General features: G+C 42.6%; 16 protein-coding genes. 7 read left to right on the top strand and 9 right to left on the bottom strand.

Going from position 1 to position 20,669, the window contains the following annotated elements:
- Nucleotides 1-3: 3 nt before the first annotated feature.
- The 3 genes from rpsF to ppsA all read right to left on the bottom strand — a co-directional run bounded on the left by rpsF (nucleotide 4) and on the right by ppsA (nucleotide 4,178).
- Nucleotides 4-408, bottom strand: coding sequence for a 30S ribosomal protein S6 (rpsF, locus tag ACTXGF_RS22590; protein WP_101205443.1), 405 nt, complete (start codon nucleotides 406-408; stop codon nucleotides 4-6).
- Nucleotides 409-698: 290 nt separating this feature from the next.
- Entirely contained in the window at nucleotides 699-1,679 is a 981-nt protein-coding gene (locus ACTXGF_RS22585) for an RDD family protein (protein WP_443532653.1), read from the bottom strand.
- Nucleotides 1,680-1,793: 114 nt separating this feature from the next.
- A complete protein-coding gene (gene ppsA / locus ACTXGF_RS22580) occupies nucleotides 1,794-4,178 on the bottom strand; it encodes a phosphoenolpyruvate synthase (protein WP_191115062.1) in 2,385 nt (794 codons plus the stop codon).
- Nucleotides 4,179-4,894: 716 nt separating this feature from the next.
- On the opposite strand from ppsA, the gene ppsR reads away from it, so the two are divergent.
- The 3 genes from ppsR to sthA all read left to right on the top strand — a co-directional run bounded on the left by ppsR (nucleotide 4,895) and on the right by sthA (nucleotide 8,072).
- On the top strand, nucleotides 4,895-5,791 hold the full coding sequence (gene ppsR / locus ACTXGF_RS22575) for a phosphoenolpyruvate synthetase regulatory kinase/phosphorylase PpsR (protein ID WP_101205440.1): 897 nt from the start codon (nucleotides 4,895-4,897) through the stop codon (nucleotides 5,789-5,791).
- 129 nt (nucleotides 5,792-5,920) lie between these two features.
- Nucleotides 5,921-6,322, top strand: coding sequence for a DUF4377 domain-containing protein (locus ACTXGF_RS22570; RefSeq protein ID WP_238053126.1), 402 nt, complete (start codon nucleotides 5,921-5,923; stop codon nucleotides 6,320-6,322).
- A gap of 100 nt (nucleotides 6,323-6,422) precedes the next feature.
- Nucleotides 6,423-8,072, top strand: a complete 1,650-nt coding sequence (gene sthA / locus ACTXGF_RS22565) for a Si-specific NAD(P)(+) transhydrogenase (RefSeq protein WP_057759390.1) — start codon at nucleotides 6,423-6,425, stop codon at nucleotides 8,070-8,072.
- Between the two features lie 91 nt (nucleotides 8,073-8,163).
- On the opposite strand, the gene ACTXGF_RS22560 is transcribed toward sthA, so the two are convergent.
- From ACTXGF_RS22560 to ACTXGF_RS22540, 5 genes are all read right to left on the bottom strand, one after another.
- Nucleotides 8,164-9,354: an ABC transporter permease gene (locus ACTXGF_RS22560; RefSeq protein WP_443532656.1), complete on the bottom strand. Its 1,191-nt coding sequence runs from the start codon at nucleotides 9,352-9,354 to the stop codon at nucleotides 8,164-8,166.
- Nucleotides 9,354-10,664, bottom strand: coding sequence for an ABC transporter permease (locus ACTXGF_RS22555; protein ID WP_443532658.1), 1,311 nt, complete (start codon nucleotides 10,662-10,664; stop codon nucleotides 9,354-9,356). The genes ACTXGF_RS22560 and ACTXGF_RS22555 overlap by 1 nt, the downstream gene beginning before the upstream one ends.
- A gap of 3 nt (nucleotides 10,665-10,667) precedes the next feature.
- Nucleotides 10,668-11,867, bottom strand: coding sequence for an HlyD family secretion protein (locus ACTXGF_RS22550; protein ID WP_443532660.1), 1,200 nt, complete (start codon nucleotides 11,865-11,867; stop codon nucleotides 10,668-10,670).
- A 48-nt stretch (nucleotides 11,868-11,915) separates the two neighbouring features.
- Nucleotides 11,916-12,782 (bottom strand): YihY/virulence factor BrkB family protein, encoded by an 867-nt coding sequence (locus tag ACTXGF_RS22545; protein ID WP_443532662.1) that lies wholly within the window; start codon nucleotides 12,780-12,782, stop codon nucleotides 11,916-11,918.
- Between the two features lie 102 nt (nucleotides 12,783-12,884).
- The gene (locus ACTXGF_RS22540; protein WP_443532664.1) at nucleotides 12,885-14,543 is read right to left on the bottom strand and encodes a TolC family protein; all 1,659 of its coding nucleotides are present in this window, start codon (nucleotides 14,541-14,543) and stop codon (nucleotides 12,885-12,887) included.
- A 543-nt stretch (nucleotides 14,544-15,086) separates the two neighbouring features.
- Here ACTXGF_RS22540 and glpK point away from each other — a divergent pair.
- From glpK to ACTXGF_RS22520, 4 genes are all read left to right on the top strand, one after another.
- A complete protein-coding gene (gene glpK / locus ACTXGF_RS22535) occupies nucleotides 15,087-16,697 on the top strand; it encodes a glycerol kinase GlpK (protein WP_443532665.1) in 1,611 nt (536 codons plus the stop codon).
- 247 nt (nucleotides 16,698-16,944) lie between these two features.
- Complete coding sequence (locus ACTXGF_RS22530) at nucleotides 16,945-17,457, top strand: hypothetical protein (RefSeq protein WP_057759401.1); 513 nt, start codon at nucleotides 16,945-16,947, stop codon at nucleotides 17,455-17,457.
- 254 nt (nucleotides 17,458-17,711) lie between these two features.
- Nucleotides 17,712-18,734 carry an endonuclease/exonuclease/phosphatase family protein gene (locus tag ACTXGF_RS22525; protein ID WP_443532667.1) on the top strand — a complete coding sequence of 341 codons (1,023 nt, stop codon included), beginning with the start codon at nucleotides 17,712-17,714 and terminating at the stop codon, nucleotides 18,732-18,734.
- Between the two features lie 237 nt (nucleotides 18,735-18,971).
- Nucleotides 18,972-19,664, top strand: coding sequence for a TetR/AcrR family transcriptional regulator (locus tag ACTXGF_RS22520; RefSeq protein ID WP_057759404.1), 693 nt, complete (start codon nucleotides 18,972-18,974; stop codon nucleotides 19,662-19,664).
- Between the two features lie 116 nt (nucleotides 19,665-19,780).
- Here ACTXGF_RS22520 and ACTXGF_RS22515 read toward each other — a convergent pair whose 3' ends face one another.
- Entirely contained in the window at nucleotides 19,781-20,557 is a 777-nt protein-coding gene (locus ACTXGF_RS22515; protein ID WP_443532669.1) for a hypothetical protein, read from the bottom strand.
- Between the last annotated feature and the right edge of the window lie 112 nt (nucleotides 20,558-20,669).

Here is a 20,669-nt window from a genome sequence, read left to right as displayed (position 1 = left end):
TAATTAGTCTTCACTGTTGTCGTTGTCGTCATTATCGTTTTCACGATTGTCTGGACGACGAGTAGTTGCTTTGCGTGCGCGTTTTTCATCGGCATTCTTGGCTAACTGCGACTCTTCAGTGACAGCTTCGTCACGGCGCATAACTAGACTACGAATGATCGCGTCGTTATAACGGAATAATTCTTCAAGTTCAGCTAAAGTTTCACCGTCAGTTTCAATGTTGAAAAGAACGTAATGAGCTTTGTGAATCTTGTTGATTGGATAAGCCAATTGACGACGGCCCCAATCTTCTAAACGATGGATAACACCGTTGTTGTCTTGAACTAACTTGATGTAGCGCTCAACCATGCCGACCACTTGGTCGCTTTGGTCTGGGTGTACAAGTAACACCAGTTCGTAATGTCGCATTATGACTCCTTACGGATTAGTAGCTATTAACCCTATGTTAATAGCAAGGAGATTTATAAGGTAAGCCCAATTCTAATCATATTTTATAGAAAACAATCAAGAATAAGCTTAGTTTATAAAGCGCCGTATTATAACAGTACTCGGCAACTAACACAAAGGTTAATCACCAAGCTACTGTCAATAAAATATAAAAAGAGGCTAAATAAGCTTTGCTAAATAAAAAAGCCGCGATAGTACGCAGCTTTTTTAAGTATAACGAGCTATAAAACCAATAACCAAACCAAATACTGTTATTCAGATTTTGATTTTTTTACCAATTGGCTACTGTCTGCTTTGACCACTAAGGTTTTGGCAAGTTTGTCATGCCAACCAATGTTTTCAGGGCTTTTAGATGCCATGTAATAATGGATAGCGATAATCACAAAGCCTAAAAAGCTGGTAAACGAAAACAGTAAGTTATAGATAATGAACAACAATAACGTACGTGTACCAATCAATTTAATAAATGAAGGCAGTCGATGCGTGGTTTGATCTACAACACGAATACCAGTGATCAGCTTGCCTAGCGATTGACCGCGCATGGTGATAAATACCAATTGTAAGGCAAATAGACCAAAGACCATCACCTGTGACATCATCAATGTGCTACTAGGAATACTTTCCATCAGCGTCATTGAGTATTGATAGGCGGCGTCCATATCTTGAATGTTTTGGAACTTGGTATAGTCCACATCCATCTTAGTCAATGCCATTACTAGCGGCAGTATAGCCAATATATAAAGTAGGCCATTCAATGCAGTCGCCAATACGCGTGACATAATTGGCGCAAGTACCACGTTACCGACGACTTTATCATTGTCTGCAACAGCCTTTTTGAGAGTAGACTTGTTTAATGAGACATTGTTGTGCGGCGTTTGATGACGATTGGTCGTCATGTCGGCTTTCACGTTTTTAGGACGTTCAGGCTTGCCATATAATCTATCTAACGATACTGACTTATCATCTTTCGCTTTATTGGTATCTTCAGGGAAGACGGTCACGTTATTGATGATAGAGTCGTTTACTTCAGGCGTGTTGGCACTGGTCGGGCGATAAACCGTTTGGTTATTGGTAAGATCACCTACGCGCTGCCACTGAGCTAAGCCTTCATGCCACATCAGATCATCAAGCAATACTTCACCAGATGCCAGCATGATATTCAGCTGCTCCAACTGATATGGGCCAGCTTGTACGTTATTTCGAGCAAGGAAAATCTGCATAATTGCCTGCATAGTTAGTCATGTCTTAGGACATTATATTAGGGTCTATTTGAAAAAATCAAATAGACCCTAATAGTGGTATCTTTAATGACTGTGTGAATGACCGCTGTGACTAAACGTAGCGGTTTACTTCGCTTCTTCACCAGCTAAGAAGAACCAAGTATCTAATACTGAGTCAGGGTTCAATGACACTGAGCTGATACCTTGCTCCATTAGCCAGAATGCTAGATCTGGATGGTCTGATGGACCTTGACCACAGATACCGACATACTTACCAGCTTTGCGGCAAGCTTCGATAGCCATAGATAATAGTTTCTTAACAGCAGGGTCACGCTCATCAAATAGATGAGAGACGATACCTGAGTCACGGTCAAGACCAAGCGTTAGCTGAGTCAAATCGTTAGAACCGATTGAGAAACCATCGAAATGCTCTAGGAATTCTTCTGCCAATAGGGCGTTGGTTGGTAGCTCACACATCATGATGACGCGTAGACCATTTTCGCCACGTTTTAGACCATTTTTCTCAAGTAATTCGATGACTTCTTTGGCTTCGCCGACAGTACGTACGAATGGAATCATGATCTCAACGTTGGTCAAGCCCATGTCATCACGTACACGTTTTAGTGCTTTACACTCAAGCTCAAAACAGTCACGGAAGTTATCAGACACATAACGGCTAGCACCGCGGAAACCAAGCATTGGGTTCTCTTCTGATGGCTCGTATAACTTACCACCAAGCAGGTTAGCGTATTCGTTCGATTTAAAATCTGACATACGAACGATCACTGGCTGATCCATAAAGGCAACAGCTAGCGTTGAGATACCTTCAACCAATTTATCAACATAGAAGTCAACAGGTGACGCATAGCCTGCGATACGCTCTTGGATTGCTTGCGCAATTTCACGTGGCAAGCTGTTCATGTTTAGCAAAGCTTTTGGATGCACACCAATCATACGGTTGATGATGAACTCTAGACGTGCAAGACCGATACCTTCGTTTGGCATTTGGGTAAATGAGAACGCGCGATCTGGGTTACCAACGTTCATCATCACTTTGAATGCTAACTCTGGCATAGATTCAACAGAGTTAGTCTGTACTTCAAAATCAATTTGGCTCTCATAAATGAAACCAGTGTCGCCTTCAGCACAAGAAGCAGTTACGTCTTGACCATCAACCAATAGCTCAGTTGCGTTACCACAACCAACGATAGCTGGCACACCTAGCTCACGCGCGATAATAGCAGCGTGACAAGTACGACCACCACGGTTGGTGATGATAGCAGAAGCACGCTTCATAACTGGTTCCCAATCCGGATCAGTCATGTCTGATACGAGTACGTCGCCTTCTTCTACTTTGTCCATCTCGTTTAGGTTGCTAACGATACGCACTTTACCTGAACCGATACGTTGACCGATTGAACGACCTTCACACAATACTTTTGCGCCAGTCGTGTCGATGACATAACGCTCCATTACGTTGCTGTCTTGACGGCTCTTAACAGTCTCAGGACGTGCTTGAACGATAAAGATCTCGTTAGTATCGCCGTCTTTTGCCCACTCGATATCCATCGCTTGGCCATAATGCTGTTCAATCGTTACCGCTTGCTTGGCAAGTGAGGTTAGCTCTTCAGTAGATAAAGAGAACTGCATACGATCTTGTTTTTCAACATCAACGGTTTTAACTGATTTAGCCGTGCTGCCTTCATCACCATAAACCATTTTCTTATGCTTGCTACCTAGGTTACGGCGGATAACTGATGGCTTACCATTGGCTAGCAATTTCTTAGAGATATAGAACTCATCTGGGTTAACCGCACCCTGTACAACCATTTCACCTAGGCCATAGCTTGAGGTGATGAATACCACTTGATCAAAGCCACTTTCGGTATCTAGCGTGAACATAACACCAGCAGCACCAGTCTCTGAACGCACCATACGCTGTACGGCAGCAGATAGTGCAACGCCTTCGTGCTCAAAACCTTTGTGTACACGGTAAGAGATTGCACGGTCGTTATATAGAGAGGCAAATACTTCTTTAATAGCAATTAGGACGTTATCAATACCGCGAATGTTCAAGAATGTTTCTTGTTGACCGGCAAATGACGCATCTGGCAAATCTTCAGCAGTGGCAGAAGAACGTACAGCAACAGCGATGTCTTCGCCGCCACTCATGGTCTCAAATGACTGACGCACTTCTTGCTCAAGATCTTTTGGCAGTTCTTGTTCAATAATCCAAGTACGAATCTTTTTACCAGTAGCCGCAAGCTTATTAACATCATTTACGTCTAGTGTCTTTAGCTCGCTGTTGATTTTGTCAAGCAAGCCCGTTTCAGTCAAAAAGCGGTTGAATGCATTTGAAGTGGTGGCAAAGCCGCCTGGAACACTAACGCCTAAATCAGAAAGATGGCTGATCATTTCGCCAAGCGAAGCGTTCTTACCACCAACCATTTCGATGTCGTCTTTTCCTAGCTGATCAAGATTGATTACAAGTGCTGTAGATTGCGCTGCCATGATAACTCCAGAAAATAAGGTTATTTAGTAAAGATTATAACGGTGAATTATACCGCCATATTAGGACAATTTCGAGGGTTTTCACCAAAAAACTTGTTAAAAATATACAAATTGTGGGGTTTGCTACATAAATTAGAGCCAGTCTAATCAAGTTTCGTATTTACTCGGATGAAAAATCTCATTGCTAGTGACGATGTTATGCGCTATCAAAAGCCTATTACTGCATAAAATAGGTGCATTCAAATAAGCCATATTTAGAGTATTTCCATAATTTATGTCTCAATCTTATGTATCTGTATAAACAAAGCATAATAGAAGAAGCATAAAAAAATACCTCAATGAGAGGTGAATTAACTATGACGACAAGATGAAAAACAATGTTGGTGCTAAGTGTACGCCTGTAACATTGATTTCTATTAAGAGGCTAATATGCGTATAATGTAGCGCATAGATAGTTGATGCACATTGCATGTTAAATGTGCGGTATAGGTGCTGAAAAAGGCTCGTTTTAAGAAGGCAGTTATAAAACCTAGTTATACGAGTTATAAAGGCAACTATAAAAATCTAAGTAAAAGCCACACTATTAATGATAGTCAAAGTAATGCTATTAATAGTCAATAACTGCTAAACGTTTGCTAAGCCTGAATTATTACTAAGATCTATACCAAAAACTAAATGAAGGTCACTATTGAGTTTTCAACCGAGGTGTCAACGATATGTACTCAAGCAATCCATCTGAACAAGTTAAGTCCACTATCCAAAATCGCCACGCGCTAAACTTGGATAGCTCACAAGCCATTAGAACGGCGTTTTTTATCTCAGATGGCACAGCGATTACAGCTGAGACACTTGGACGTGCTATTTTGAGTCAGTTTGCCTCAGTTCCTTTTGAGACAAGAGTATTGCCATACGTCGATAGCTTAGAACGTGCGGAAGATGCGGTTGAACAAATCAACATGGCGTATCAGCGCGATGGTTCGTTGCCATTGGTTTTCGATACGATCGTCAATCCTGAAATTCGTGAAAAGATTAACTCAGCACATAGTTGCAATTTAGATATGTATGAAGGTCTGATTGGCCGTGTTGCAGAAGAGACTGGTGTGGAGCCGGATGGTCATTCAGGGCACGCACATGATGATGTCGACTCTGAGACTTATAAAGAGCGTATCGACGCAGTGCATTTTGCCTTAGACAATGACGATGGCGCGCGTACTCGTCACTATAATGCAGCCGATATTATTTTGGTGGGTGTGTCGCGCTCTGGTAAGACGCCGACTTCTTTATACTTAGCATTACAATTCGGTATTCGAGCGGCTAACTATCCTTTGACTGAAGATGATTTGTACGACAATCAGTTGCCGAAAGCATTACGTGAGCACAAAGATAAACTATTTGGTTTGCTTATTGATACTGATCGCTTGGTAAAAATCCGTCAAGAGCGCCGTGCAGGCAGTCGTTATTCTAGCTATCAGCAATGCCAGCAAGAGCAGCGCGCGATTCAGGGTATCTATATCACGCATGGTATCCCGAGCTTAGATGTATCAGAGATGTCTGTTGAAGAGATTGCCACGCGTATTTTGCAGATGACAGGTCTCAAACGCCGTATCGGGTAGTGAATGTCAGCTTAAACAGTATCTGTTCAATCGGTATCAATAAGTGTTCAGGCAGCTTCAATAAATGCGCAAAAAACACTAATAAACATACATCATTTCATCCTAGATAATTATCATATAGAGAATATTATGATTTCAGCCTATCAATCTATAAAGCCATCGTTGTTGATGGCAGGTCTAATCAGTGCAGCGACTTTACTGAGTGCTTGTCAAACATCACCATTTGCAAAGGATCCAGTACCTGAGCCGCGCTATATTCCAAGTATCGTATTGGGAGAAGCACAGACACTGACCGTCATGCCAAACCGTGTTGCTTGTGCTTCAGAATTGCCAATGCAATGCCTACTTGCTAAGTCTAAAGACGGTAGCGTATTCCAGATTCCTTATGATTGGATCGACGACTTCAAACCAACCCTTGGTACAGAGTACATTATTAGCGCCCGCCCGCAGATTGATGAAGGACAACAGAGCGCTACTGGTCACTGGACATTGCAAAACATATTGTCACAACGTATGGTGGGCATGCCTTAGTAGGGCGATACTCAGTCATCTACATGATACTAACTCATCTACATATTGATTCATTTATATCTCAAACATTTACTCGATAAATAAATATAAAGAGGACATCATGGTAAGTAAAAGTGCAAGCGACGAGACCAACGATACTGGTAAAGATATTCATACCGAAGTATCAAATAAATCTAGCGGACACGTGCCAAGCCCTGAACATACCGAAGGTAAGAACAAAAAAGAAAAGATAGAGCAGACTCACGAGCAAGTGACTGATGATGTCATGCATCATCCGGACCTAGTGAATCCACTCGATGACACACGAATCGATATTAAATCTGGTTTTACCAAAGACTCTCGTCGTCTAAAAAGTGACGATCATGAGTATGAGTACGATGCCGTTGTTTTAGGGGCGGGCCCTGCTGGTGAAGCCGCTGCTATGAAGCTGACTAAGTCTGGTAAAAGAGTGGTGGTCGTCGATCCACGTGATCAAGTAGGGGGTAACTCTACTCACGTTGGTACGATTCCAAGTAAAGCACTACGCCAATCTGTATTTAACTTGATTAACTTCCGCCGCGATCCAATGTTTACCAAGGCGATGGAATATAAGCAAGTACCGCTAAATGAAGTACTCGCCAAAGCGCGTCAAGTTATTCGTCGTCAAGTCAGTACCCATACACGTTTTTATGAGCGCAACCGTATTGAAGTCATCCAAGGTTGGGCAAGTTTTATTGACGCACATACGCTACGTATTGAAGTCGATGAAAATGTGTACGAAACCATCACTTTCAATAAAGCCATCATTACTGTCGGTAGCCGTCCTTACCGTCCTGAAATTTTAGACTTTAACCATCCACGCGTTTTTGACTCTGACAAAATCCTGCAAATGGATTATGTGGTCAAAAAAATCATCATTTATGGTGCAGGGGTGATTGGTTGTGAGTACGCGTCTATCTTTACTGGACTTGGTTATAAAGTTGATCTAATCAATAACCAAGATCAATTGCTTAATTACTTAGACAGCGAAATCAGTGATGCCATCGCGCATGACTTTAGACAGTTCGGTGTGCTTATCCGTAGTAACGAAGAGATTGATCATCTTGAGACTCATGATGATTATGTAGTCTTGCACCTAAAGAGCGGCAAGCGCATCAAATCTGATGCCATTCTTTGGTCAAATGGTCGCTCAGGTAATACAGAAGGTCTGAATTTAGAAGCCATCGGGCTAAAAGCAAATGGCCGTGGTCAGTTAAAAGTAGATGACACTTACTGTACTGACGTCGACAATATTTATGCTGCTGGTGACGTGATCGGTTGGCCATCACTAGCTTCTGCTGCCTATGACCAAGGTCGCTGTGCTGCTGCATTTATGGTTGGTGATAGTGATGCCGAGCCAGTATCTAGTGTACCGACTGGCATCTATACGATTCCTGAAATCTCTTGTATCGGTAAGACAGAGCAAGAGCTCACGGATGAAAAAGTCCCATATGAAGTGGGTCAGGCGTTCTTTAAACATCTGGCACGTGCCCAAATTATCGGTGAACGTTCGGGCGTATTAAAGATATTGTTCCATCGTGATACGCTAGAAATTCTAGGCATCCATTGCTACGGTAACCATGCTTCAGAGATTATTCATATCGGTCAAGCCGTGATGAAGTGCAAGAGCAACAATACGCTTGAGTACTTTGTAAATACGACTTTCAACTATCCAACGATGGCAGAAGCGTATCGTGTGGCAGCATTGAATGGTTTGAACCGAGTGTTTTAAACCACCGCTATTTATGTCGTATAAATAAAAAAGCGCCTACTAATATTAGCAGGCGCTTTTTTATGCTCATAGATTTAATTAATTTGAGGATTTATAAATAGGCTTTTCTTTGCGGAATACGCTTGCGTAAAAATAGCAATAAAACAAAATAGAGCAACCATAAGCCAGTCAACGCATAAAATCCTATAGCGACTTGAGAGATACTGGCACCCATTTGGTTAAGCTGCACAGAGGTATTGATTGCAGGCGTAGTCGGTACCAGCCAACGTATTACTTGTAATACTTGAGGCAATTGGTCTGCTGGCCAAGGGTAGCCGCTTAAGAAGAATATCGGTAAGGAGATAAAAATTAATATCTGCATACTGCGCTCACGCTGCCGGAACCATAATCCGAGCACGCAGCCGAGCGTTGCGACTGTCGGACAAAACAGTGCCAAAAACAGCAGCGTACCAAGCATGTTTTGTCCGCGTGGATAATGATGTAGCTCAAACGCCCAACCATAATAAAAGCAGCCAACGATAAAGCTAAGTAAGCTTAGCGCTCCAATACGTCCTAACCAGCCACGTATACTGGTACTGTAACGACGCTGCTCATACCATGTGCCAATCAGCATCGCAGTTGCCATTAAAAGTGTCTGCTGTAAGATAATAACAGAGACAGCTGGTACGACATAAGCACCATAGCCCTCGGTTTGGTTATACAGTGGTATAATCCGTAGCGGTACAGCTTGAGTATTCTGTGCTGCGGTAGATGCATAAGCGCCTTTCGCAATGCTTTTCTTTACCTTGATACCGGCGGATACCGTACCTACTGCTTGAGAGAATCCCAATTGGACGTTCTTATTTAAAATAAAATAACCGCCATTACCCAGTACACTGACGCGTGCTTGCTCTCCGGACTGAACTTGTTCTTCAAGACCAGTTGGAATCACCATATAGCCTGCAATTTGATCTGACCATATGGCTTCTTTGGCAGCCTGCTCATTGATAAATCGTTCAGTGTCTAGATATGGACTAGCACTCGCATAGCGAACGAGAGTACGCGATAAGTTGCTGTTGTCATGATCAATGATACCTACTGGCACATGATTGACTACCTCAGACGAGTAGGGCCAAGGGTAGAAAAACCCATATATAATAGGGGCGATAATCAACATCAAAAGTACGCCTTTGTCGCCAAAGACGTCTTTAAAAGTTTGGATAAAGCTGGTCCAAAAACTTTGTGATGCCGGAGTGTCGGTTAAATTAGCTTTTGAGTGTATATTATTTGATTGTGCAGACATTAGCGTGCTCCCCAACGTTCAGGATGCGCCAATGCGCGTTTGGTTAATATTGCTGCAAGTATTAGCGCTATTACGGTCGCAAACATAAGGCCATAGACGATAGGTAGCGATATGGCGATCGGCGCTTGCATTTGTAACTGTGCAATATGGAGCTTTAGATAATGCGTTAGCGGCAGGGCATTTGACCAATATTGCGCGCTATCACTAATCGCAATATAAGGAAAAGTAACCCCAGCAAAGGCATAAGAAGGCGCTGAAATAAATCCCGTAGTCGATAGACCCATACGTAATGAAAAAGAATTTAAAGTAAAAATAGCACCTAGCCAAAACGACAATACCATTAGGCACAAAAACCCAGCATAGACTGCCATGAGAGACATGATGTTGATATTCTGATTGGACGTTGCCAGCCACAATATTAACGCTGACCACAAGCTATATGCCAGTATTGGCCAAAAGTATTTACCCAATAGACCAAATACTAAAACTGATAAGCTGACCGAATTGGGCACTTTTGCGCTTGAAGATGATGTTTTGTTATCGCTGCTATCTTGTTTGGTTGATAGCGAAGGTGTCGTTTTTGAAGTTTTAGATAAAGTTAGACTAGGCTTTCCTGTATCAATAAAACGGTACCAGCGACCGATATTCTTATCACGTAACTCGCGGCCAATCGTAGTTGCGCCAATGACCATTGCCAATATATGTAATAAGGCAGGTATGACGGTCGATGCCAAAAACTGCTGATAATTGGTTGCAGCATTGAATAAGCTAATACGCTGCACACTGATAGGTGCGTAAGCCGTCAGCGCTTGTGATGGCGCTACGCCTTGTTTGATCAATCGCTTAATCTCTATACCTGCGGATAATGTACTAGCGACTGCTTGGACACCTGCCTGAATAATACCAGAGTGCGTACCGTACTGTGCATTGACTTGTAGAGTCAACGGAGCAGGCTGGCTCGATAATATATTACGAGAAAAGTCCTCTGGGATAATGACGACAGCGTAAATATCGCGCTGTAAAATCGCAGCCTCTGCATCCGCTTGGGAGTAATAAAGCTGTCTGACCGTCAAAGTAGGACTGGCCTCTAAGTAACGGACGGCAGTATGGGCAACAGCGCTATTGTCTTGATCGATGACTCCGATAGGCAAATCGGTAATTTGAGTCTGTGAAAATATCCACCATATTAGCAGCACCGTTGCCAGTGGTATCCATACCACCATGCTAAAGTCCCAATGATTTTTTGCCAAAAAACGGCGCTCGTAGGCTGCACTGCGTAAAAAAGCCTCACTTAACTTAGTCAAGTGCATGGCTTACTCTTGGTTCTGATTGACAGGAATAGGATTGATACGTACGACCACACTCATACCCGAGCGGATACGGGCGTCGGGTTTAGAGGGTCGTGCCTTCACTTCAAAAGTACGCACATCAAAACCATCATCGTTATTGGTTGGACGCCAAGTAGCAAAGTCTGATAGGGTCGATGTTGCATAGACGGTAAACTGTTTTGTATAAGGATTATCCGCTGATGACAGCGCTGGGATAGTACCCGTAAATGTCTGACCAATAGCAAACTGATTTAAATAAGACTCAGTGACGTTAAGTACTACCCATTGGTCATTGGTATCCACTAGCGTTAAAAGCGGAACCCCTTGACCGATGACTTCTCCAGCACTCACAATGACATTGTCGACGATACCAGCGATAGGACTTCTTAGGTTCGCTTCCTCTTTTGCTACTAGCGCTTCATCGAGTTTTGCATCGACCTGTGCGACTTGTGCAGTGGCCGCTGACTTATCTTCAGTACGAGCACCTTCTAGCGCCAAATCATATTGTAAGCGAGCTGCTTCGGTTTGATCTTGAGTAGCGAGATATTGAGCATACGCCTCATCGCGCTTTTGTCGCGCCATCAAACCTTCTTCGTAAAGGCGATTGACACGCTGATAGGTATTTTCTGCCAAGTCAGACGCGGCTTTATTGGCTTGCCAAGCGGCTTTTGCTTGGGCGATTTCTTGCGGGCGAGCACCATTTTCTGCTTTGTCTAATTGGCTTTGCGCGATTTGCTTACCAGCACGTGCTTGATTAATCTTGGCATTAATCTCAGGCGAATCCATCTCAACCAGTTGCTGACCTGCCGTTACCGTATCACCCTCTGTTACCATAATTTGGGCAATACGCCCTGGTACTTTTGCAGCGATAGACGTTTGCTGCATCTGCATTTGCCCTTGTAGCGTAATAACTTCTGGCTCGCTATGCGCATTACTTTTGTATAAGCCGTACGCAATCGTACCAAGGACAATCAGTATGAATAGTGCAAGTAATACTTTTTTCATACGTGCAGATTTGTCAGTTTTAGACACATCACGATTATAAGTAGGTGTCGGTTGCTCTGGTTCAATATCAGACACGTTTTCTACAGGATCGACTGAATTTTGTGTATCTTGAGAGGTCACTGACTCGGTTGCATCAGCTGATTTATTTGAGTCGTCTGATTCGCGTAATAATTCTGTCATGACAATGAGATTCCTAAAGCAACAAAGTTGAAAATAAAGGGTTTATTACTAGTACACTCGAAACGCATAAGGTTTGGCGTTGTCTATAGTTTCAGAATTAAAAATAGCACCAAGAGCGACGATAAATGCTGAATAATAGAGCCATAGCATAATGACCACAGCAGCTGAAAGCGCGCCAAACTCAGCACTATAGTTATTAAAATTTTGCACATAAATTGAAAACAAGATGGACAATATAATCCATAAGACAGTTGCTAACGCAGCGCCCGGCATTAATTTTTTGAGGGCGACGGCATCGCGATTTGGGGCTAGGCGATAAAGACCTAAAAAGCTTAAGAATATGATACCTGTCAATATGGGCCACCTGCTCCAAAGCGCAATTGTCTTTGCTATCTGAGGGAAAGGGAAGTAGGCGGCTCCCAAGGGAATAATCGCGATAGAAGAGAATGCGATAATCAATACGACTACTGCTGCAAAGGTCAAACCAACTGCGCGAATCGTGCTTTGTACAAAACTACGCTCTTGAGTAATATGGAACGCAAGGTTAATAAGAATAATTAAAGACTTGATACCTTTAGAGCCTGCATAAAGTGCGAGCAAGGACGAGATAAGCAGACTGAAAGTCAGGGCAGACGTAGTCGTAGAAACCAACTCGCTCAGACGGGAGTTGAGCACTTCATATACTGTATCAGGTATAAATTGACTCAAAAGCCCGATTTGCTCTTGCATCTCAGCAGGAGAAAACGCAAGACCATAAAGCAGGACAAACACAGCCATCACGGGAAAAATTGATAAGAATCCAAAGAAACCTACGCTTGCGCAATGCGCCCAAACATTAGAGTTATTGGCAATACGCCACGTTTCTAGTAACGTCTGTAGCCAGTTTTTTATCGATTTAGAGGTCAATTTTTTCATAAAAGCAGCTGTTCGTAATAGGGTTGGTAAGAGTAATTTCGATGTCGGCTTTATAGTAATACAAAGCATTTATCAGCACGACTTATGGTTTCTCACATCACGTCATTGCTCAGTATATAAAGTAGGCAATTGAATGTCAGCGGCATTCAGATAAGCATTAAAAGCAAGTGGCGTACCACAGCTTTGCATAAGGGCAGCCAGTGACTGTACATAGTCATTAGCAGCTTGTGCTTGCTCGGTACGTGCCTTAAGCGATTGCGTTTGTGCTTGCACTACATCAACGGTGGTATTTACACCTTCTTGTAATCCTAAGCGACGTAGTCGTAATACTTCTGCTGCCAAATCAACATTACTTTGCAATGCCTGATAACGTAATTGAGCATTATTGACATCGTGCCAGTTTTTTTCTACCAGTAGCAATAAATTGTCACTAACTTCAATCTCAGAGAGATCGGCCTGACGTATTTTGGCACTACTGGATGCTAATGATGCGGCTTTATCGAGTCCGCCCCATAGCTTCCAACTGGCAGATATACCAGCGACCCAGCTTGGATCTTTCTCCACTTGACCATAACCGTATAGCAATACCGTTGGCTTGTAGCCCGTATCTGATAGCGCGTGTAACTGCTGAGCCTGTGCCCGCTTGGCTGCAACTTTTTGTAGTCCGGGATGGTTATTTAGTGCCAAGTCCTGAAAGTAGCTCACATCTGGTAGAGGACGACTAGAGACAAACAATGGCGTGGTCGGTTTAATACGGTAGTCGGTACGTAGTAGACGCTGTAGTGCAATCATAGCTAAGCGCGCGTCATTATTGGCATTGACGGATTCACTCTTGGCATCCGCAAGCGCAGACTGTGCTTCTAGTCTATCGACACGTGAGATAAAACCTTCTTCAAACAGACGCTCGGCCATATGGTCGGTCTGCTGCAATGTATCGTAAGCATCTTCTCGTAAGTAAGCGGCGATAATCGCTAACTGTGCCTTAAAATAACGCTCGATTAACGTATTATAAAGCTCATTTTTATCCAGTACGCTATCAGCCATCGCTTCTTGCGTACGTGCATCTGAGGCGCCAGTCAGTGCGTCCGTACGTCCAGCAGTATAAATAGGCCAAACGACTCCAAGTCCTGCGCCTGATGTAGAGCCTGAGCGCTTGAGGTTATAGGAGTCGGGAATACGCTCACCGACCAGCTCACCAAAGTCTGGTAGGTCTGCCGTAGGAGGGACTATGTTATCTACGCCATTGTTTACTTCGTTGACGATACCGCTTCTGAGAGAAGATAAATCTATATCCTCATCTAAATGATAGGCACTGGCAGATACTCGAGCAAATACGAGTGGATTGTCGATAGTTCTGAGCGCGTCAGTTTGGTATTCGCTAGCAGCAATCGCTGCTTGATTGGCAGCAATTTTAGGTGATACTTGTACTAGCAGCTTTTGCGCTTGCTCTAAGCTCAAAAAGCTTGAGACGTCTAGTGCGTAGCTGTTATCGACTGTTTTATGTGTGATAGGGTCAACAAGCGTAGACAGTGCCTGCGATTTAGCCTTATTAGAATTTGGTACTGTATGAAAAGGCGCTACAGCTGGTTTATCATTATCAGTTGGACTATCAGCATCTATGATTTGTGTCACAGCCACTGGTGTAACATCATCTGATACTTCTATACTGTCAGCGTCAGTGCTCGCGTAAGTCATGACAGGCACGCTCATGACTGCAGCTGTCATCATAGCAGTCGGTAGCGCTGATAAAATGAATTTCATAAGTCACATAAGCCATTAATTAGAATGTAAGGTATTATAAAATAAGGAACAGCACCGATAGGTTTCATTGCTCAGGATATAAAGTTGCTGAACTATTATAGACTATTTGCCAGCTAGCGAAAAAATGATGCTTAAATAAATCATTCATATTTTAATATAAAAATACGGCTATATTAAAAGCGCTAAAAAGCGGTCATTCGTCATAAGAGATACACTGTAGAGCCACAATGGTGACGGGTCAATGCTCAGTATTTTGCCGTTTTCTATTGTGTGACCAGTAGCGGTATGATAGAGGATTGATTTAATTTTTAAATATCTGTTTATAAGTAACAACATAGCCAACAAGACGTTTTTAATTCAAGCGATTTATTTTTAGTTAGATTTTGTTTTTAATCTCATTCTGAAAGCATTTAGACCGTAATTAACAAAATAAAAAATGCTCAATAAGCATCAGTCAATCATTAGCAATTAATAAGTAGCAGTCAATGAATAGTCACTAAATGGCTATTAAGTAGAATAAATAATATTAGTAGAGGGTGTGTCATGGCAGGGTATATTTTAGCGTTGGATCAAGGGACCACGTCGAGTCGTGCGATATTGTACGATGATCATGCGCGTCCTATCAAAATGGTACAACAGCCAACGACGCTGCAAACACCAAGAGCTGGGTTCGTTGAACAAGATGCACAGCAGATTTGGCAAACTCAGATTAGCTGTGCACACGATGTTATTAATCGGGCAGGGCTGCTTGCCACTGACGTTACCAGTATCGCGATTACCAATCAGCGTGAGTCTATTGTGATGTGGGATAAGCAAACTGGTAAGCCACTGGCTCCCGCTATCATTTGGCAGGACAGGCGCACCGCAAATTACTGTAAGACGCTTGCTGCTGAAAGCGCTAGCAATAGTATGAATGACCCTGTTCATCAGGACATTGATAGCGTCAACATGGCACATGAAGTTCAGCGTATTACAGGTCTGCGTTTAGATCCGTATTTTAGTGCCAGTAAGATTGCTTGGTTACTCGAAAATAACCCGAAGCTGAGTGTACGAGCCAGCAGAGGTGAGATAGCGGTTGGCACCATTGATAGTTGGCTGATTTATAAGCTCACAGGTGGGGAGCATGTCATCGATGTGACCAATGCTTCTCGCACATTGTTATTTGATATACATAAGCTGGCATGGTCAGAGACACTCTGTGACCGATTCGCTATACCTATGAATATATTGCCTAAAGTATTATCGTCCGACGGCGATTTTGGCAAAACTAAAAAAGGCCTGTTTGCAAAGCAAATACCCATTCAAGCAGTATTGGGTGATCAGCAAGCAGCGCTCTTTGGGCAAGGTTGCCTTGATGCAGGCATGGCCAAAAACACTTATGGCACAGGCTGCTTTATGCTGATGAATATTGGCCAGCAGCCAAAATTGAGTGAGCATAAGCTGCTAACCACCATCGCGTGGCAACGTAAAACGTCACCAATTCGTCCAGACAATTTATCATTTGACCAAATCGTACAGTCAGGCAAACGCATGCTACAACCGCCCAAAAAGGAAGTCACTTATGCCCTAGAGGGCAGTGTCTTCATGGCGGGGGCTATCGTTCAATGGCTGCGTGATAATTTGGGTATGATTCAGCAGAGTAGTGATGTCGAAGACCTAGCCCGTCAAGTAGACAGTAGCGAAGATGTCGTATTATTACCTGCCTTTACTGGACTGGGCGCGCCTTATTGGCGTTCGGATATCAGTGCTAGCATTACTGGTATGAGCCGCGGCACTACTAAGGCACATATTGCACGCGCTGCATTGGAGGCTGTGGCTTATCAAACTTATGATGTGCTTATCGCTATGCAAAAAGACAGCCCTCATCCTTTGACTGAGCTGAGAGTAGATGGCGGCGCTGCAAATAATGATTTACTCATGCAGTTCCAAGCAGATTTGTTGGGTGTTCCGGTATTACGTCCTAGAGATACAGAGATTACGGCAAAGGGCGCGGCACTCCTTGCAGGTCTGAAAACTGGGCTATATGATGAATCGACCATGAAAGCTTCATGGCAGGTAGATCGCGTGTTTGAACCAAGTATGTCGGCTGATGCTCGTGAGCGACATCTTGCTAAATGGCAACAAGCTATCAGAAGGTCTCTAATGCCGTTATAAGATTGATTTACTTAGTAAATTTATCATAGCTGTACATTTATAATTACTCAAAGTATGAGGCTGCCGTACACAAATGTGATAAAGATACAGGCTGTAACGCAAGATAATCGCAATACGGACACAGTTTACAAAATCGGCCTATCTGTCCTTACCTATAAATTTCTATACTTCAATTGGATTTAGTAAGACCGCTAGTTTTTAGCAGATAAATAATTCAATAAATAATAAATAATTTAAGGACAATACTATGAGTAACCATGATGCTATCGATCGCAGTGAAGTAAAACATATGTCAAAAGAGACAAAAGAAGATTTAAACGCAGACATCATTACCGGTGAGCCAGGCTCGCATCCAGTAGGTACAGGTATCGGCGGGGTAGGCGGTGCAGCAGCAGGTGCAGCTATCGGCACAATGGCAGGCCCATTAGGTACGCTAATTGGTGGTGCTATTGGTGCTATCGTTGGTGGCGGTGCAGGTCACGCAGCAGCAGAAGCCATTGACCCAACTCACGAAGAAGCGTACTGGCGCGCAGAGTACGCAAACGCTGACTACCATAGAGAAGAATACGATTTCGACCGTGACTTACATCCAGCATATGCAGTTGGTTATGCGAACCGTGCTCGTTATCCAGTAGATGCTCGTTTTGAAGATCATGAAGCAGATTTAGAGCGTTCATGGCACGAAGTAAAAGGTGAGTCTCGTATGGAATGGAACGAAGCGCGTCAAGCATCACGTGATGCATGGAATCGCGTATCATAAGAGAGTTTAAGTAACTAATAGAGCGGTTAGGCAGACAGCTCACCTAGTAATTAGCTAGTATCAAGGATTGCTATACCATTACTTAAAATAGATTAATTGTATGTCTAGGTCTATTAGTAAATCTGCTTATCAACATTTATGCTATTTTAAAACTTCCAAGGTTTAACTTTGGGAGTTTTTTTAGGCATAAAATTTGCAACGTATACATATACGTGAATATTATGTACTATAATAATGAGAACGATGGGAAATATATGAGTTATAACACTGAAGGCAATAAACAGTTTTATGTCGCAACGGCCAACCTGCTGAACTTTGCGAACTCTAATCGAACTTATTATGAAAATGCGCCAGCTTATAACGATAAAGCTTACGAACATAAGCTGCGAGGTCTTACAGATTTATTGGCTAAAGCACATGCTGACATTATTGCAGTACAAGAGGTTTGGGATAGTGATGCATTAGAAGCGCTGGCTGTTTCACTAGGATTTAAGCCTGAGCATGCGGTCATTCCACTTGCAAGTAATGATAGCGCGAGTATATATACCAAAGGCATGGGTGCACAGAATACACCTGCTGTCGGTATTATCAGCAGATTTGAGCAGTTAGAAACCAGTTTGCTAGAAGATATAGCACCAAAAGCCATTATTGATGTACCTGATATCGGTCCTTATCAACGCTTCAACCGTCCTCCATTAGTGTTACGTGTTGACGCGTACGGGCAGCCCATCACAATTATTACAGCGCATCTGAAAAGCAAACGTGCTTTTTTCTTACGTGACGAAAAAGGTGACCTATTAGAAGACATGGACGATCCAAATATTCGAGTTCGCGCCAAGCTTCGTAGTTTATGTATGCGCGCGGCAGAAGCGGCTTCTATCCGTATGTCTATCATAGAGCGATTGCAACATACCCGTGAACCATTGATTCTATTGGGCGATATGAATGATGTCACAGGTAGCGTGACTACTCAGTTGATGACAGAAACTGGGGAAGTCAATTACGATAAAAGTATGCGTGATGTCGCACTTTTTGATGCTGCTCGGATTCAAGCACGATATGGCTGGATGAAAGATGTTGCCTATACCCATATATATCAAGGCATGCCGGAAGTTATCGACCAGTTGTTTGTCTCAGAAGAATTTTTACCTGATAGTAAGTTTTCGCTCGGTTATGTCGAACGGGTCGATTATTTTAATGATCATTTGAAGTGGGACTATGCCGATAGAGTCACTGATCATGGTATTATAAGGGCGAAAATAAAACTCAATGATTAACTTTATAAAATTAGACGGTTAGCTCTATTAAATTGCTGATCGTAGTATTATTTTTTAACCTATTCATGTCCCTTGCTTGATAATGTGCAAGCGTTTATGATGCCTCTGCATTGAACATAGTAGTGACTATATAGGCTTTCTATTTTAGCCAACAGTCAACCATCCTTTATCTGAGGATAAATACTATTCAATGAAGATTATATTTATAAAATAGGGCGCAACATTAAGAGATTCACAATGAGTGATAATAAAGACGAAAAGATTGAAGATGTGTTGGTAGATTCGGAATTGGCAAAGAAGCTTGTACCTAATAAGTTTAAGTTTACTAGCCAACAAGGCCGTGCACGTCGTCAAAAACTATTGGCTGGTGCCAAAAAATTGAGCGAAACACATGCTATTAACGATATTACGTTAGCAGCTGTGTGTGAAGAAGCGGGCATACCAAGAGCGTCTGCTTACCATTTTTTCCCTAATATTGAAGCAATATTTTTAGCATTGCGTTTTTTGAATGCGATTGAAATATTAGAGATGGTAGAGACGGTCGATATTGGCAACTATGACAGATGGCAAGGATACTTAACGGCGCTTATCGATCGTTGTATTACGATATTCCATAACGATGAGACGAAAGCCAAGCTTATCTATGACACCAATACACCTGATTTTGAAGGTGACAGTTTTGGTGAAGATATGGATCATCAAATTGTTGATCTGGTCTATAAGCGTTTGTCAGAGCGTTATGAGATGCCAAACTTCCATGATATCCAAGATACCTTGTTGATTGCTTATAGCATCGTAAATGCTATCTTTACGTTGTCTTATCGCCGTCATCAGAGTATTACTGAAGAGTATATCCAAGAAGCAAATACAGCATTTATTGCTTATTTACGTTGTTACCTACCAGAAAAGTTGCCACGTAAAAACCGCTAATTGAGCTCACTTTAAACATAAAAAAGCCGACAAATATGTCGGCTTTTTTTGCGTCTAATTTTTAGCATAAGATTAGAAATAATAGAGATTAATATCTCTAATAAAATAGCTATTTTTTAACGGTTAGATGTCAAATCTTGTCCACGGCAAGTATCCTCGCTCGCGTCTAAAGGCGAGTACTGCTTATGATAACTGACGATTGACTTCTCTAGCGCTACATTGGTCTGTGAGTCATTAGCATTGACGTAAGCTTCGCGGGCTTGTTCAAGCCAACGATCGGCCATGCGAAAATGCATACCAGATTCGCGCCAGCCTCGTGCGCATTGGTTGGTTGCTGCCCAAATTAAAGCCACTTCACTAAAAGCCATCTCACGTGGTGCTGACGCTATGCCATCACCGTCTTTAAGCGCACTTAAAGTTGCCCATAAATCAGGACGCATCAAGGCAGAGGTAGACGGAATATCTTGATGCAAGCCCAAGTCTTGTACCGTGTCATTATCTAGCGCTTGCAATATAGGCTCTGCCGTTTCTAACGCAACTTGACCTGCGGATGAGCGGCTATTCATACTGTCTTGATGAATGGCATAGTTCAACCACGCTTGCGCTTTATAAGCGAAATACTGTTGAGCTGCTGTCTTGTCTTTTTGTTGATAGGGTTTTAACTGCGTGACCATACAATTTAATAGGCGCTGTTGTTCGCTTTGATATCTATAAGAGCTTACTTGAGTCTGATTATCATCGCGGCAATATTCACTCATGCTAGTTGAGTGAGCCACTTGGACAGTTTCACTTTTAGCTAAAGCTGGCTGCATAAAGGTTAACGAGAATAAAGCTGATAGTGTAACGTATACTGAGCGCTTGAAAGGTGCTGCTTTGATGGCTGAATCAAACATGGTGTAAACCTTATGTTAAGGTAATAAACGTTGGTATTATTTACCATTACTAGGGCTGACCTAATTGTTTATTGAATGACAAAATAATTTGTCATAAGACAATCATGATACT

Source organism: Psychrobacter sp. 1Y6 (genome assembly GCF_052258385.2).
In the GTDB taxonomy this organism is placed as follows: Bacteria; Pseudomonadota; Gammaproteobacteria; order Pseudomonadales; family Moraxellaceae; genus Psychrobacter.
Note: the sequence above shows the minus strand (reverse complement) of the source record. Positions and strands in the feature narration are given on the sequence as shown.